Raw genomic sequence first — 14050 nt, 5'->3', positions numbered from 1 at the left:
CGGATCACGTTTCGATCATGCGCTACGGGGTTGGTTCCGCCCGTCCGGCCCCGTGGGCGCTCCGCCGGTCGCCCGTGAGCGCGGGTTCCACCTGGTCGAGGTGGGCGGCGGCCAGCTCGCGCAGCGCCGCGAGACTGGCGTCGCCGCGCGCCGACCAGATCCGTTCCGCCACCCGGATCACCGCGCCGAAGACGGCCACGACCACGCGGGGGCGCGGGTCCGCGTCGAGGTCGAGGCCCTCGCGGTCGGCGACGACCCGGGCGATCTCCTCCTCCAGTTCGGCCGCCCGCCGCAGATGGGCGGCGAGCAGCGCGGGCGTCGACTCGATCACCTGGTAGAAGCGCATGTGCAGCTCCAGCGGGACCAGCCGCTCCACGGCCTCGCCGATGGTGTCCCAGCTCTCGTCGAGCGCCTGGCGCATGGCGTCCAGCGGCGCCTCGCCGGGCGGGCGGCGGCGCACCGCCTCGACGAAGTGCGACTCCGCGAGCCGCGCCACGAAGAAGGCCGCGTCCTCCTTGCTGGCGAAGTAGCGGAAGAAGGTGCGCTGCGAGACATCGGCCGTCTCGGCGATGTCGTCGACGGTCGTCTCCTCGTAGCCCCGGTCCGTGAACAGCTCCAGGGCGGACCGCAGCAGCGTGTCCCGGGTGCGCTGCTTCTTGCGCTCACGCAGGCCCGGTGGTGTGGCCGTGTCCGCCATGTTCAAAAGGTTCGCTCCTCGGGTCGGCGCCGGCCTGCTGCCCCGCCGTCGTTTCCGCAGTTCAGGCTAGAGGGAGATGACATGTCAGTTACCGACTAGTGAAATGGTTTGTCAACTGTCAGTGACTGTCACTAGCCTCGAACGTATGACTAGTCAGACCACCATCGACAAGACGGGACCGGGGGACGGGGGGACCTCGTCCGGTGTGTCGGGCCCCGCACCGGCCGGCGGACTGCGCGGCCACCCGTGGCTCACCCTCGTCACCGTCGCCGTAGGGGTCATGATGGTGGCCCTCGACGGCACCATCGTGGCCATCGCCAACCCGGCCATCCAGGTCGACCTGAAGGCCAGCTTCGCCGACGTCCAGTGGATCACCAACGCCTACTTCCTCGCCCTCGCGGTCTCGCTGATCACCGCGGGCAAGCTCGGTGACCGCTTCGGCCACCGGCAGACCTTCCTCATCGGCGTGGTCGGCTTCGCCGCCGCCTCCGGTGCCATCGGCCTGTCCGACACCATTCCGCTGGTCGTCGGCTTCCGCGTGCTCCAGGGCGTCTTCGGTGCCCTGCTGATGCCGGCCGCGCTCGGCCTGCTCCGGGCGACCTTCCCGGCCGAGAAGCTCAACATGGCCATCGGCATCTGGGGCATGGTCATCGGCGCCTCCACCGCGGGCGGACCGATCCTCGGCGGCGTCCTGGTCGAGCACGTCAACTGGCAGTCCGTGTTCTTCATCAACGTGCCGGTGGGCGTCCTCGCCGTGGTCCTCGGCGTCATGATCCTGCTGGACCACCGCGCGGTGAACGCCCCGCGCTCCTTCGACGTCCTCGGCATAGCCCTGCTGTCCGCCGCGATGTTCTGTCTGGTCTGGGCGCTCATCAAGGCCCCCGAATGGGGCTGGGGCGACGGGAAGACGTGGCTGTTCCTCGTGGTGTCCGTCGTGGGCTTCGGGCTGTTCGCCTTCTGGGAGACGAGGGTCAGGGAGCCGCTGATCCCGCTGGGGCTGTTCCGTTCCGTTCCGCTGTCGGCGGGTGTCGTCCTCATGGTCATGATGGCGATCGCCTTCATGGGCGGTCTGTTCTTCGTGACGTTCTACCTCCAGAACGTGCACGGCATGAGCCCCGTCGACGCCGGCCTGCACCTGCTGCCGCTCACCGGCATGATGATCGTCGGCTCGCCGCTGGCCGGCGTGATGATCACCAAGGTCGGCCCGCGCATCCCGCTCGCGGGGGGCATGGCGTTCACCGCGCTCGCCATGTACGGCATGTCCACGCTGGAGAAGGACACCGGCAGCGGCGTCATGTCGCTCTGGTTCGCCCTGCTGGGCCTCGGCCTCGCGCCCGTCATGGTCGGTGCCACCGAGGTCATCGTCGGCAACGCGCCGATGGAGCTGTCCGGTGTCGCCGGCGGTCTCCAGCAGGCGGCGATGCAGATCGGCGGCAGCCTGGGCACGGCCGTGCTGGGCGCCGTGATGGCCTCCAAGGTCGACAACGACCTGGCGGGCAACTGGGCGGACGCCGGCCTTCCGAAGCTGACGCCGGAAGAGCTGGGTCAGGCCTCCGAGGCGGTCCAGGTCGGCGCGGCACCGGTGGCCGAGGGCATGCCGGGGCCGATGGTCGCGAAGGTCACGGAGGTCGCGCACGACACCTTCATCTCCGGCATGAGCCTCGCGTCGCTCGTGGCCGCCGGTGTCGCGGCCGTCGCCGTGCTGGTCGCCTTCCTCACCAAGCGCGGCGCGAACGCGGAGGCCGGCGCGGGCGTGGGCCACATCTGAGGAGTTCCGCGCGTCCCCGGCCCTGTTTCGCCCATCCGGGTGACAGGGCCGGAGAACCCTCCCCTCCCGCCGACCGTGCAGGTCACAGTGGGTCAAGTCCTCCGCAGGGCACGGGGGACGAGAGGCTGCGGCGCGCTGCCGGAGGGGGGCAGCGCGCGGGCAGCGCCTCCGCGGCAGGCATGAGCCGCCGCAGGGGGGTACCCGAACTCCACGATGAGTTCAGGGAGTTGATGATGGCAAGCTTCGGCACCGGATCGCGCAGGCTCCCCCGCTCACGTGGCCGGACGTGGTCACGGACCGGGCCGGATCGCGCGACCCTCGCCGTCGTCGGACTCGTCTGCGCGGTCGCCGGCTTGTTCGTGCTGGGGATCGTCCTCGGCCCCGCCGCGATCGTCTGCGGCCGACTGGCCATGGGCCGCACCTGGGCGGGCCCCCGCCCGGTTCCGGCCGTGGTCGCGGTCGTCCTGGGGGTCATCGACACGGTCCTGGCGGTCCTGTGGCTCATCGGCGCGGCACCCCTGGGCAACGGTCTCCTCTGACCTGCGACCACGTCGGGGGAGAGCACCCGCGCCTCCGCTACTCCGCAGCGTCGGAGGCCGCGGGGACAGGGGCCGAGACGGGAACGGACACGGGACCGGGAACGGAGGCGGGAGCAGCACCGGCAGGCCCGGGTTCCGCGGTCCCCCTCAGCCCCGCGACCTCCGCCCGCAGGGCCCGCACCTCCTCCGTCAGCGCCCGGATCGCCTCGGTCTGCCGCCGCTCCTCCACGTCGTCCCGCTCGAAGCGCGCGAGGAACCACGCCGCGATGTTCGCCGTCACCACACCGAGCAGGGCGATGCCGGACAGCATCAGGCCGACGGCCAGCAACCGCCCCACCCCGGTGGTCGGCGCGTGGTCCCCGTACCCCACGGTCGTCATCGTGGTGAACGACCACCACAGCGCGTCCCCCAGCGTGCGGATGTTCCCGCCGGGCGCGTCCCGCTCCACGGACAGCACCGCGAGCGAACCGAACATCAGCAGCCCCACCACCGCCCCGGCGACGTACGTCGTCAGCCGGATCTGCGGGGCCATCCGGGCACGCCGCCCGACCAGCAGCAGGGTGGAGACCAGCCGCAGCAGCCGCAGCGGCCGGAGCATCGGCAGCGCCACCGCGCACAGGTCCAGCCAGTGCGTACGGACGAACCGCCGGCGGTCCTCGCTGAGCACCAGCCGCACCACGTAGTCCACGACGAAGGCCGCCCACACCAGCCACTCCGCCAGCGCGCACGCCCGGGTCAGGGAGCCGCTCGCCGAACTGTTCACGATGGGGACCGCGTACGCCACGGCGAACAGCACGGCCAGCGCCAGCAGCGGCCGCTGGGTGCGCCGCTCCCAACGCTCCCGTGCCGTCCGCCCCTCGATGCCCTCGCCCGTACGCGCCATCCCCGCATCGTAGGGAGCGCCGAGGCCGCCCGGGACGGCGGAGTCGGAACCCCGCCGAGCCCCGGACGCCATGCCCGCGCCTAGGCGTCCCCGCCGGCCACGCCCGGGTCGGCCGCCGTCACGTCGAGCAGCCGGTACCGGTCCACCGCCTGCTTCAGCACCGACCGGTCGACCTTCCCCTCCCGCGCCAGCTCGCTCAGCACCCCCACCACGATCGACTCCGCGTCGATGTGGAAGAACCGCCGCGCCGCACCGCGGGTGTCCGCGAAGCCCCATCCGTCCGCGCCCAGCGACTGGTACGTGCCCGGCACCCAGCGCGCGATCTGGTCCGGCACCGCCCGCATCCAGTCGGAGACCGCCACGAACGGGCCCTGCGCACCGGCCAGCTTGCGCGTCACGTACGGGACCCGCTGCTCCTCCTCGGGGTGCAGCAGGTTGTGCTCCTCGCAGGCCACCGCGTCGCGCCGCAGCTCGTTCCAGGAGGTCGCCGACCAGACGTCGGCCCGCACGTCCCACTCCTCGGCGAGGATCCGCTGCGCCTCCACGGCCCACGGCACCGCGACGCCGGACGCCATGATCTGCGCCGGGATCGAACCGCCGGTGGCCTCGCTGAAGCGGTGGATGCCCTTGAGGATGCCCTCGACGTCCACGTTCTCCGGCTCGGCGGGGTGCCGGATCGGCTCGTTGTAGACGGTGAGGTAGTAGAAGACGTCCTCGCCGTGCGGGTGCTGCTCGTCCCCGCCGTACATCCGGCGCAGCCCGTCCTCGACGATGTGCGCGATCTCGAAGCCGAAGGCCGGGTCGTACGCCACGCACGCCGGGTTCGTCGAGGCCAGCAGCTGCGAGTGGCCGTCCGCGTGCTGGAGCCCCTCACCGGTCAGGGTCGTGCGGCCTGCGGTCGCGCCCAATACGAAACCGCGCGCCAACTGGTCGCCCATCTGCCAGAACTGGTCGCCGGTGCGCTGGAAACCGAACATCGAGTAGAAGACGTAGACCGGGATCAGCGGCTCGCCGTGCGTGGCGTACGCCGATCCGGCCGCGATCAGCGAGGCCGTGCAGCCGGCCTCCGAGATGCCGTCGTGCAGCATCTGCCCGGTCGGCGCCTCCTTGTAGGCCAGCAGCAGCTCCCGGTCCACCGACTCGTACTGCTGCCCGAGCGGGTTGTAGATCTTCGCACTCGGGAAGAAGGAGTCCATGCCGAACGTGCGGTACTCGTCCGGCGCGATCAGTACGAACCGCTTGCCGATTTTCTTGTCCCGCATGAGGTCCTTCAGGAGCCGCACGAAGGCCATCGTCGTCGCGATGGACTGCTGGCCGGACCCCTTCTTCACGGTCGCGTACGTCTTGGCGTCCGGCAGCGCGAGCGGCTTCGCCCGCACCACGCGGGTCGGGACGTAGCCGCCGAGACCCAGCCGGCGGTCGTGCATGTACTGGATCTCCTCGGTGTCCCGGCCGGGGTGGTAGTACGGCGGCGGGCCGGACTCCAGCTCCTTGTCGGAGATCGGCAGGTGCAGCCGGTCGCGGAAGCGCTTGAGGTCGTCGACCGTCAGCTTCTTCATCTGGTGCGTGGCGTTGCGGCCCTCGAAGTTCGGCCCCAGCGTCCAGCCCTTGATCGTCTTGGCCAGGATGACCGTCGGCTGGCCCTTGTGCTCCAGGGCCGCCTTGTACGCCGCGTAGATCTTCCGGTGGTCGTGACCGCCGCGGCCCAGGTGCAGGATCTGGTCGTCGGTCATGTTCTCGACCATCGCGCGCAGCCGGTGGTCGTCGCCGAAGAAGTGGTCGCGGATGTAGGCGCCGGACTCGGTGGCGTAGGTCTGGTACTGGCCGTCGGGCGTGGTGTTCATCCGGTTGACCAGCACGCCGTCGCGGTCCTGTGCGAGCAGCGGGTCCCAGGTGCGGTCCCACACCAGCTTGATCACGTTCCAGCCGGCGCCCCGGAAGACCGACTCCAGCTCCTGGATGATCTTGCCGTTGCCGCGCACCGGGCCGTCCAGGCGCTGGAGGTTGCAGTTGACCACGAAGGTCAGGTTGTCCAGGCCCTCGCGGGCGGCGATGGAGAGCTGGCCCAGCGACTCGGGCTCGTCCATCTCGCCGTCGCCGAGGTAGGCCCACACGTGCGAGCGCGAGGTGTCCGCGATGCCGCGCGCGTGCATGTAGCGGTTCATCCGGGCCTGGTAGATCGCCCCGATCGGGCCGAGGCCCATCGAGACCGTCGGGAACTCCCAGAAGTCCGGCATCGACCGCGGGTGCGGGTACGAGGACAGCATGTGCGGCGCCTTGGACTTCTCCTGCCGGAAGCCGTCCAGGTGCTCCTCGCTGAGCCGGTCGAGCAGGTACGCGCGCGCGTAGATGCCCGGCGAGGCGTGGCCCTGGAAGAAGACCTGGTCGCCGCCGTCGCCCTCGTCCTTGCCCCGGAAGAAGTGGTTGAAGCCCACGTCGTACAGGGAAGCCGAGGAGGCGAAGGTCGCGATGTGCCCGCCCACGCCGATGCCGGGCCGCTGGGCGCGCGAGACCATCACCGCCGCGTTCCAGCGGGTGGCGTTGAGGATTTTGCGCTCGATCTCCTCGTTGCCCGGGAAGAACGGCTCGCTCTTGGTCGGGATGGTGTTGACGTAGTCCGTGCTGCGCATCTCGGGCACGGCCACGCGCTTCTCACGGGCCCGCTCGATCAGCCGCAGCATCAGGTAGCGGGCCCGCTCCCGGCCGCGTTCGTCGACGGCGGCGTCGAGGGAGTCGAGCCACTCCTGGGTCTCCTCGGGGTCGAAGTCGGGGACCTGACTCGGGAGGCCGCCAATGATGATCGGACTGCGATCATTGCGATCGGATGCGGAAGCCACGCTGTTCCTTCGCTGTCGGAGGGCCACTTTGCCGGGTGTCTGCGCCGATTCCCCGCCGATTCACCATCGTGTACCTCGCGAGGGCAAACGTCATCTGTACCGTGGGGTAACCGGTTCCCCCATGGGGATCGGGGGCACGTTCATTCGAGTCTCGTACCCACACGTGGTTCCCAAATACGCAAACGGGGCAGATAGGTGTGGTGTGCGTCACCTTTGGTCTGGACGGCATGGCTGGAGTTGCGGCGACACGGCCGGGATCGTCACCGTTTCGGCGGTCCCAGTCGCCGGGTACTTGCGCGATCCGTCCCGCCCGTGTGGACTACGGCCAATGCTTCGCGCACGCGCGTGGCTGAGACATTCACCAAGACATGATCAGGAGGCAACCCGTGAGCGCGACCGCGGACCACGCGGAGGAGCGGACGAACCCTGCCGCCAGGCTGGGTTTCCAGCCCGGGCAGGTGGTCCAGGAGATCGGCTACGACGACGACGTCGACCAGGAGCTCCGCGAGGCCATTGAGGGCGCCGTCGAGGGCGAGCTGGTGGACGAGGACTACGAGGACGTGGCCGATGCCGTCGTGCTGTGGTTCCGTGACGACGACGGCGACCTGACGGATGCGCTGGTGGATGCCACCACGTACATCGAAGAAGGCGGGTCGATCCTCCTTCTGACGCCGAAGACCGGCCGGTCTGGGTACGTCGAGGCCAGTGACATCTCGGAAGCCGCGACGACGGCCGGACTGACGGCGTCCAAGAGCGTCAGCGTCGGCAAGGACTGGAGCGGCAGCCGACTGGCCACGCCCAAGGCCGCCAAGTCCAAGCGGTAGCCGGCCGGGCTCCGCACCCACCCGACTCCGGACGGGCCGACCGCCGTCGGCCCGTCCGCGGGTCCGTGAGGGTCCCTGCGTAGGGTGTTCCCAGCGAACCATCCTCGGAAGGGACGAACAGGACATGGCGATCCAGGTCGGCGACAAGGCCCCCGACTTCGAGCTGAAGGACAACCACGGCGCGACCGTCCGGCTGTCCGACTTCCGCGGCCGCAGGAACGTCGTGCTGCTCTTCTACCCGTTCGCCTTCACCGGCGTGTGCACCGGTGAGCTGTGCGAGGTGCGGGACAACCTTCCGCAGTTCTCCGACCGCGACACCCAGGTCCTCGCCGTGTCCAACGACTCCATCCACACCCTGCGCGTCTTCTCCGAGCAGGAGCGTCTGGAGTACCCGCTGCTGTCCGACTTCTGGCCGCACGGCAACGTCTCGCGCGCGTACGGCGTCTTCGACGAGGACAAGGGGTGCGCCGTCCGCGGCACCTTCATCATCGACCGGGAGGGCGTCGTCCGCTGGACCGTGCGCAACGGCCTGCCGGACGCCCGCGACCTGACCGAGTACGTGAAGGCGCTCGACTCCCTCTGACCGGCACCGACCTCGACATGCGACCTCGACACCGAGTGATTTGTCGGTCCCAGGGCCTGCGGGGGGCGGGAACCCGTCACTAGGATCGAATCGTTGATCCGATATCCACGCACTACGGGGCTCCCCGCCCCTGGACACCAATGGAGGACTCGTGGGAGTCAGCCTCAGCAAGGGCGGCAACGTTTCGCTGACCAAGGAGGCCCCCGGCCTCACCGCGGTCATCGTCGGTCTGGGGTGGGACATCCGCACCACGACCGGTACCGACTTCGACCTCGACGCCAGCGCGCTGCTGCTGAACAGCGGCGGCAAGGTCGCCAGCGACGCGCACTTCATCTTCTTCAACAACCTGAAGAGCCCGGACGGATCGGTCGAGCACACCGGCGACAACCTCACCGGTGAGGGCGAGGGCGACGACGAGCAGATCAAGATCGACCTCGCCACCGTCCCCGCCGACGTCGAGAAGATCACCTTCCCGGTCTCGATCTACGACGCCGAGAACCGCCAGCAGTCCTTCGGCCAGGTGCGCAACGCGTTCATCCGCGTCGTCAACCAGGCCGGCGGCGCCGAGATCGCCCGGTACGACCTGTCCGAGGACGCCTCCACAGAGACCGCCATGGTCTTCGGTGAGCTGTACCGGCACGGCGCGGAGTGGAAGTTCCGCGCCATCGGCCAGGGCTACGCCTCGGGCCTGCGCGGCATCGCGCAGGACTTCGGCGTGAACGTCTGAGTCACCGCCACATCCGGGGCGACAGCCCCGACCGTCCGGCGCCGCACGGTTTACGTGCGGCGCCGGACGCGCAGGAAACCCGAGAACCATCACCCGGGGAGGGATCACCATGGGCGTCACGCTTGCCAAGGGGGGCAACGTCTCCCTGTCCAAGGCCGCACCGAACCTCACACAGGTACTGGTCGGGCTGGGCTGGGACGCGCGTTCCACCACCGGAGCACCCTTCGACCTGGACGCCAGCGCGCTGGTGTGCAGCAGCGGCCGGGTGCTCGGCGACGAGTGGTTCGTCTTCTACAACCAGCTCAAGAGCCCGGACGGCTCCGTCGAGCACACCGGCGACAACCTCACCGGTGAGGGTGACGGTGACGACGAGTCGGTGCTGGTCGACCTCTCGGCGGTACCGGCCCACTGCGACAAGATCGTCTTTCCGGTCTCGATCCACATGGCCGACGAGCGGGGCCAGACCTTCGGCCAGGTCAGCAACGCCTTCATCCGGGTCGTCAACCAGGCCGACGGCCAGGAGCTCGCCCGGTACGACCTCAGCGAGGACGCCTCCACGGAGACTGCGATGATCTTCGGTGAGCTCTACCGTTACCAGGGGGAATGGAAGTTCCGCGCGGTGGGACAGGGGTACGCGTCGGGACTCCGGGGCATCGCTCTAGACTTCGGAGTCAACGTTTCGTAAAGCCGCGTACGGCGCGGGGGAGCCCCGTACACATACGATTGGGTAGCCAGTGGTTCTGAAAACCTTCGGGTGGTCGTTCGCGGTCACCGCGCTCGGCCTGGTGGCCGCGGTCTTCTACGGGGGGTGGGCCGCCTTCGGCGTCGTGGCGATCCTGTCCGTCCTGGAGATCTCGCTGTCCTTCGACAATGCGGTGGTCAACGCCGGGATCCTGAAGAAGATGAATGCCTTCTGGCAGAAGATCTTCCTCACCATCGGCATCCTGATCGCCGTCTTCGGCATGCGCCTGGTCTTCCCGGTCGTGATCGTCGCCATCAGCGCGTCGCTCGGGCCGATCGAGGCCGTCGACCTCGCCCTCACCGACAAGGACCGTTACCAGGAGCTGGTGACGGACGCCCATCCGTCGATCGCCGCCTTCGGTGGCATGTTCCTCCTGATGATCTTCCTCGACTTCATCTTCGAGGACCGGGAGATCAAGTGGCTCGCTCCGCTGGAGCGCGCGCTGGCCAAGCTCGGCAAGGTCGACATGCTGTCGGTCTGCATCGCCCTGATCGTGCTGCTGGTCTCCGCCATCACCTTCGGCGCCCACGCCCACCAGCACGGCGGCACCCACGCCGACAAGGCCGAGACGGTCCTGCTCTCCGGCATCGGCGGTCTGATCACCTATTTGGTCGTGGGCGGCCTCTCCGGCTTCTTCGAGGACAAGCTCGAAGAGGAAGAGGAGCGCGAGCACGAGGCCGAGGAGCAGGCCGAACGGGCCGGCAAGCCCAAGTCGGCCGTCAAGCTGGCCGGCAAGGCCGCGTTCTTCATGTTCCTCTACCTGGAGGTCCTGGACGCCTCGTTCTCCTTCGACGGCGTCATCGGCGCCTTCGCCATCACCAACGACATCGTCCTGATGGCCCTGGGCCTCGGCATCGGCGCCATGTACGTGCGGTCCCTGACCGTCTACCTGGTCCGCGAGGGCACCCTCGACGACTACGTCTACCTGGAGCACGGCGCCCACTACGCCATCGGCGCCCTCGCCGCCGTCCTCCTGGTGACCATCCAGTACGAGATCAACGAGTTCATCACCGGCATGATCGGCGTGGTCCTGATCGGCGCCTCCTTCTGGTCCTCGGTCCGCCGCAACAAGCGGCTCGCCGCGGCCGGGGGCGACGGCGGCAAGGAGAAGGCGGAGGTCTCCTCCGGGGTGTGAAACCCTGCTCTTCCCGGGCCGGGTTCACCCCCGGTGCGCCTGCTCCGTTGGTGTGAACAGGGCCCGGACGAGGAACGCTCTGTGCGGGGCGGTCGACGAGGACGTTTCCTCGGGGCCGCCCCGTCGGCGGTCTGCGTCAGCGGTCTGTGTCGGCGTTCGGCGTTCGGCGGTCGATGAGATGGGGGCGGGAATGGGTTTCTTGGACGGGCTGTGGCGCGGCCGCGAGAGCGAGTTCGACTCGGGCAGCGCGGCGACCAACTCCATCCAGCTGACCAAACGGCACAGCCAGGTCTCCCTGGACCGGCAGGGCGCGGCCACCGGCAACCTGCGCGTCAACCTCACCTGGCGGATGCGGACCTCGGACATCATGGGTTCGCAGCGCGAGAGCCTGCTGCGGCACCCCCTAAAGGCGCTCAAGCCCCCCGAGGTCGTCGGCCACAGCCAGAGCATGGTCAACGTCGACCTCGACCTCGGCTGCCTCTACGAGCTCCAGGACGGCACCCGCGGGGTCGTCCAGCCGCTCGGCGGCTTCCTCGGCGACGTCAACGCCCCGCCGTACGTCAAGCTCAGCGGCGACGACCGGTTCGGCTCCGCCTCCGGGGAGACGATCTACGTCAACCTCGACCACAAGGACGCCATCAAGCGCCTCCTGCTCTTCGCCTACATCTACGACCAGACCCCGGCCTTCGACCGGACGCACGCCATCGTCACGCTGTACCCGAGCAACGGCCCGCGCATCGAGATAGGCCTCGACGAGCGTCACCCGCAGGCCCGGTCCTGCGCCGTGGTGATGATCGAGAACGTGAAGGGCGAGATCCTCGTCCGCCGCGAGGTGAAGTTCGTGTACGGCTTCCAGGGCGAGCTGGACCGGCTGTACGGGTGGGGCCTGCAGTGGGGCCGGGGCCACAAGAGCAAGGCCGAGCGCTGACGCCCGGCCGTGCCTCCCGCGCCCGTTAGCGTCCGATGAACTGGGGGCCCTGCGGCGGCAGCCGGAAGTCCGGGTCGGGCGTCCCGGTAGCCGGCGGCGGGTAGCCGTAGCCGGACTGCGCACCGGTGATCCCCGCCGCGGCGGGCGCCTGCGGGTACCCGTAGTCGGGGCGGCCGGCCGGCTGCGGATAGCCGTAGGCCGGCTGGGCCGCCGGCGGCTGCTGCGGATAGCCGTAGGCGGGCTGGGCCGGTACCCCCGGGGGCTGCTCCGGCGGCAGCGGACGCGAGACCTCCGGAAGGGGCTGCACGGTCGTCGGCTCGTCCGGACCGGCCGTCGGCGGGGCGGGCGTGGACCGCGGGGGCGTGGACCGGTCCGACGTGTGCGCGGACGATCCGGGCCGCGGGGCCGCCATGGGGTCCTCCGCCCCCTCCGACTCGTCCACCGAGATGCCGAAGTCGGTCGCCAGGCCCTTGAGCCCGTTCGAGTAGCCCTCGCCCAGCGCCCGGAACTTCCACCCCTCCCCGCGCCGGTACAGCTCGCCGCAGATCAGCGCCGTCTCCTGGCCCGTCTCCGGCTTGACGTCGAAGTACGCCAGCGGTTCCGCGTCGGCGGCCGAGGCGTCGTGCAGCAGGATGCGCAGGGAGCGGACCCGGTCGAAGGAGACGCCGTCCGCCGACGCCACCAGCAGGATCCGGCCCACCGAGGCCTCGACCCCGGTCAGATCCGTCTGGATCGTGTCGGTCAGGTCCTCGCCGACCCGCTTCTTGCCCAGCCGCCAGACCTGGCCCGAGGGGTGCCGAGGCTGGTTGTAGAAGACGAAGTCCTCGTCGGAACGCACGCGGTCGTCCGCCCCCAGGAGCAACGCGGAGGCGTCGACGTCGGGGACCCCCTGCCCGGGCGTCCAGCGCAGTACGGCGCGTACCGTGGTGGCTTGCAGCGGGACGTTCGACCCCTTCAGCATCGCGTGCGTCATGCCGTCATCCTGCCCTCTCGGTCCTGGTCACGACAATGCGGGGGGCGGGTACCCGGTCCGTGGCGCCCCGCCCCGGTCGCCGCCGTCGACACGACCGGGTTACCTGGAATTCATGCCAGGTGGGAACCTCCGACATGGATACGTACGTACTATTACCGGCCACCTTCGGACAGTTCGCAGGTCGCCCAGACACTAGCGGGGGAGTTCTCATGCGTCATTTCGGGCAGATTGCCCCCGAAGTGCGGAAGCGCCTCTTCCACAAGGAGCCCTGCACCTTCACCGCGGACTCCCCGGCCCGGCTGCTCGCCGCGGCCCTGGGCGCCACGCTGTACAGCCCGGCCACCCGGCCCAGACTCGCCGACGACATCCTCAAGCAGGGCGCCGCCGGTGTGGTGTCGATGGTGCTGTGCCTGGAGGACTCGATCGACGACGCCGACGTACCGGCCGGCGAGGAGAACCTCGTCCGCCAGCTCACGGACCTGGCGGAACGTTCCGGCGCCGACGTCCCCCTGCTGTTCGTCCGGGTCCGCACCCCCGAGCAGATACCCGACCTCGTCCGCCGCCTCGGCCCCGCGGTGCGCCTGCTGTCCGGTTTCGTGCTGCCGAAGTTCACCGAGGAACGCGGTGTGCCCTTCCTGGAGGCCCTCTCCGCGGCCGAGGCGGCCTGCGGCCGCAGGCTCTTCGCCATGCCCGTGCTGGAGTCGCCCGACCTGCTGTACCGGGAGTCCCGCGTGCAGACGCTGGAGGGCATTTTCCGCGCGGTCGACAAGTACCGCGACCGGGTGCTCGCCCTGCGGCTCGGCGTGACCGACTTCTGCTCCTCCTACGGGTTGCGCAGGGGCCCCGACATGACGGCGTACGACATCCAGATCGTCGCCTCCGTCATCGCCGACGTGGTCAACATGCTGGCCCGCGTCGACGGCACCGGGTTCACGGTGACCGGACCGGTCTGGGAGTACTTCCGCGTCCAGGAGCGGATGTTCAAACCGCAACTGCGCCAGAGCCCCTTCCTGGAGGGCCGGGCCGTCGCGCTGCGGCAGAAGCTGATCGAACACTCCATGGACGGTCTGCTGCGGGAGATCTCCCTGGACCGCGCCAACGGCCTGCTGGGCAAGACCTGCATCCACCCCTCGCACGTCCTGCCCGTGCACGCGCTGTCCGTCGTCAGCCACGAGGAGTACAGCGACGCGGCGGACATCCTGCGGCCGGAACGCTGCGGTGGGGGTGTCCTCAGGTCGGCCTACACGAACAAGATGAACGAGGTGAAGCCCCACCGCGCCTGGGCCGAACGGACGCTGCTGCGTGCCGAGGTCTTCGGGGTGGCGAACGAGGACATCGGCTTCGTGGAACTGCTCGCCGCCGGCCTGGCCGAATGAACGCAAGGAACCCATGACCGACGCAAGGACCCCTGCCA

General features: G+C 69.7%; 13 protein-coding genes. 9 read left to right on the top strand and 4 right to left on the bottom strand.

The window, feature by feature from the left end; all coding sequences use genetic code 11:
* Nucleotides 1-22: 22 nt before the first annotated feature.
* The gene (locus tag ACZ6EG_RS02840) at nt 23-697 is read right to left on the bottom strand and encodes a TetR family transcriptional regulator (RefSeq protein WP_469600963.1); all 675 of its coding nucleotides are present in this window, start codon (nt 695-697) and stop codon (nt 23-25) included.
* Nucleotides 698-842: 145 nt separating this feature from the next.
* Between ACZ6EG_RS02840 and ACZ6EG_RS02835 the strand changes: the two genes are divergently transcribed.
* Together ACZ6EG_RS02835 and ACZ6EG_RS02830 are read left to right on the top strand one after the other, a co-directional pair.
* Entirely contained in the window at nt 843-2465 is a 1623-nt protein-coding gene (locus ACZ6EG_RS02835) for an MFS transporter (RefSeq protein WP_391967847.1), read from the top strand.
* 230 nt (nt 2466-2695) lie between these two features.
* The gene (locus ACZ6EG_RS02830) at nt 2696-3004 is read left to right on the top strand and encodes a small hydrophobic protein (protein WP_469600958.1); all 309 of its coding nucleotides are present in this window, start codon (nt 2696-2698) and stop codon (nt 3002-3004) included.
* A gap of 37 nt (nt 3005-3041) precedes the next feature.
* Here the strand turns inward: ACZ6EG_RS02830 and ACZ6EG_RS02825 are convergent, their stop codons facing one another.
* Nucleotides 3042-3887 carry a potassium channel family protein gene (locus tag ACZ6EG_RS02825; protein WP_469600955.1) on the bottom strand — a complete coding sequence of 282 codons (846 nt, stop codon included), beginning with the start codon at nt 3885-3887 and terminating at the stop codon, nt 3042-3044.
* An 80-nt stretch (nt 3888-3967) separates the two neighbouring features.
* On the bottom strand, nt 3968-6724 hold the full coding sequence (aceE, locus tag ACZ6EG_RS02820; RefSeq protein WP_469600952.1) for a pyruvate dehydrogenase (acetyl-transferring), homodimeric type: 2757 nt from the start codon (nt 6722-6724) through the stop codon (nt 3968-3970).
* A gap of 386 nt (nt 6725-7110) precedes the next feature.
* On the opposite strand from aceE, the gene ACZ6EG_RS02815 reads away from it, so the two are divergent.
* The 6 genes from ACZ6EG_RS02815 (at nt 7111) to ACZ6EG_RS02790 (ending at nt 11663) form a co-directional block, all read left to right on the top strand.
* The gene (locus tag ACZ6EG_RS02815; protein ID WP_053130143.1) at nt 7111-7548 is read left to right on the top strand and encodes a DUF3052 domain-containing protein; all 438 of its coding nucleotides are present in this window, start codon (nt 7111-7113) and stop codon (nt 7546-7548) included.
* 124 nt (nt 7549-7672) lie between these two features.
* Entirely contained in the window at nt 7673-8131 is a 459-nt protein-coding gene (locus ACZ6EG_RS02810) for a peroxiredoxin (RefSeq protein ID WP_384688066.1), read from the top strand.
* A gap of 151 nt (nt 8132-8282) precedes the next feature.
* On the top strand, nt 8283-8858 hold the full coding sequence (locus ACZ6EG_RS02805; RefSeq protein ID WP_053130137.1) for a calcium homeostasis/redox stress adaptation protein: 576 nt from the start codon (nt 8283-8285) through the stop codon (nt 8856-8858).
* A 109-nt stretch (nt 8859-8967) separates the two neighbouring features.
* Nucleotides 8968-9543 carry a TerD family protein gene (locus ACZ6EG_RS02800; protein ID WP_053130134.1) on the top strand — a complete coding sequence of 192 codons (576 nt, stop codon included), beginning with the start codon at nt 8968-8970 and terminating at the stop codon, nt 9541-9543.
* A 49-nt stretch (nt 9544-9592) separates the two neighbouring features.
* Nucleotides 9593-10735, top strand: coding sequence for a DUF475 domain-containing protein (locus ACZ6EG_RS02795; protein WP_361011301.1), 1143 nt, complete (start codon nt 9593-9595; stop codon nt 10733-10735).
* Nucleotides 10736-10925: 190 nt separating this feature from the next.
* Entirely contained in the window at nt 10926-11663 is a 738-nt protein-coding gene (locus ACZ6EG_RS02790; protein WP_356611343.1) for a TerD family protein, read from the top strand.
* A gap of 25 nt (nt 11664-11688) precedes the next feature.
* Here ACZ6EG_RS02790 and ACZ6EG_RS02785 read toward each other — a convergent pair whose 3' ends face one another.
* Complete coding sequence (locus tag ACZ6EG_RS02785) at nt 11689-12636, bottom strand: TerD family protein (RefSeq protein WP_469600945.1); 948 nt, start codon at nt 12634-12636, stop codon at nt 11689-11691.
* Between the two features lie 209 nt (nt 12637-12845).
* On the opposite strand from ACZ6EG_RS02785, the gene ACZ6EG_RS02780 reads away from it, so the two are divergent.
* Nucleotides 12846-14012 (top strand): HpcH/HpaI aldolase/citrate lyase family protein, encoded by a 1167-nt coding sequence (locus tag ACZ6EG_RS02780; RefSeq protein WP_391967842.1) that lies wholly within the window; start codon nt 12846-12848, stop codon nt 14010-14012.
* Nucleotides 14013-14050 lie beyond the last annotated feature (38 nt).

It is taken from the genome of Streptomyces sp. NPDC041968, from assembly GCF_055589025.1.
The sequence above is the reverse complement of the archived record's forward strand: the minus strand, read 5'-3'. Positions and strand labels throughout refer to the sequence as shown.

Bases quoted from the DNA above. Each gene is read 5' to 3' on its own strand.
- ACZ6EG_RS02840 (WP_469600963.1), bottom strand. From the start codon at position 697: ATGGCGGACACGGCCACACCACCGGGCCTGCGTGAGCGCAAGAAGCAG.
- ACZ6EG_RS02835 (WP_391967847.1), top strand. From the start codon at position 843: ATGACTAGTCAGACCACCATCGACAAGACGGGACCGGGGGACGGGGGG.
- ACZ6EG_RS02830 (WP_469600958.1), top strand. From the start codon at position 2,696: ATGATGGCAAGCTTCGGCACCGGATCGCGCAGGCTCCCCCGCTCACGT.
- ACZ6EG_RS02825 (WP_469600955.1), bottom strand. From the start codon at position 3,887: ATGGCGCGTACGGGCGAGGGCATCGAGGGGCGGACGGCACGGGAGCGT.
- ACZ6EG_RS02810 (WP_384688066.1), top strand. From the start codon at position 7,673: ATGGCGATCCAGGTCGGCGACAAGGCCCCCGACTTCGAGCTGAAGGAC.
- ACZ6EG_RS02800 (WP_053130134.1), top strand. From the start codon at position 8,968: ATGGGCGTCACGCTTGCCAAGGGGGGCAACGTCTCCCTGTCCAAGGCC.
- ACZ6EG_RS02790 (WP_356611343.1), top strand. From the start codon at position 10,926: ATGGGTTTCTTGGACGGGCTGTGGCGCGGCCGCGAGAGCGAGTTCGAC.
- ACZ6EG_RS02785 (WP_469600945.1), bottom strand. From the start codon at position 12,636: ATGACGCACGCGATGCTGAAGGGGTCGAACGTCCCGCTGCAAGCCACC.
- ACZ6EG_RS02780 (WP_391967842.1), top strand. From the start codon at position 12,846: ATGCGTCATTTCGGGCAGATTGCCCCCGAAGTGCGGAAGCGCCTCTTC.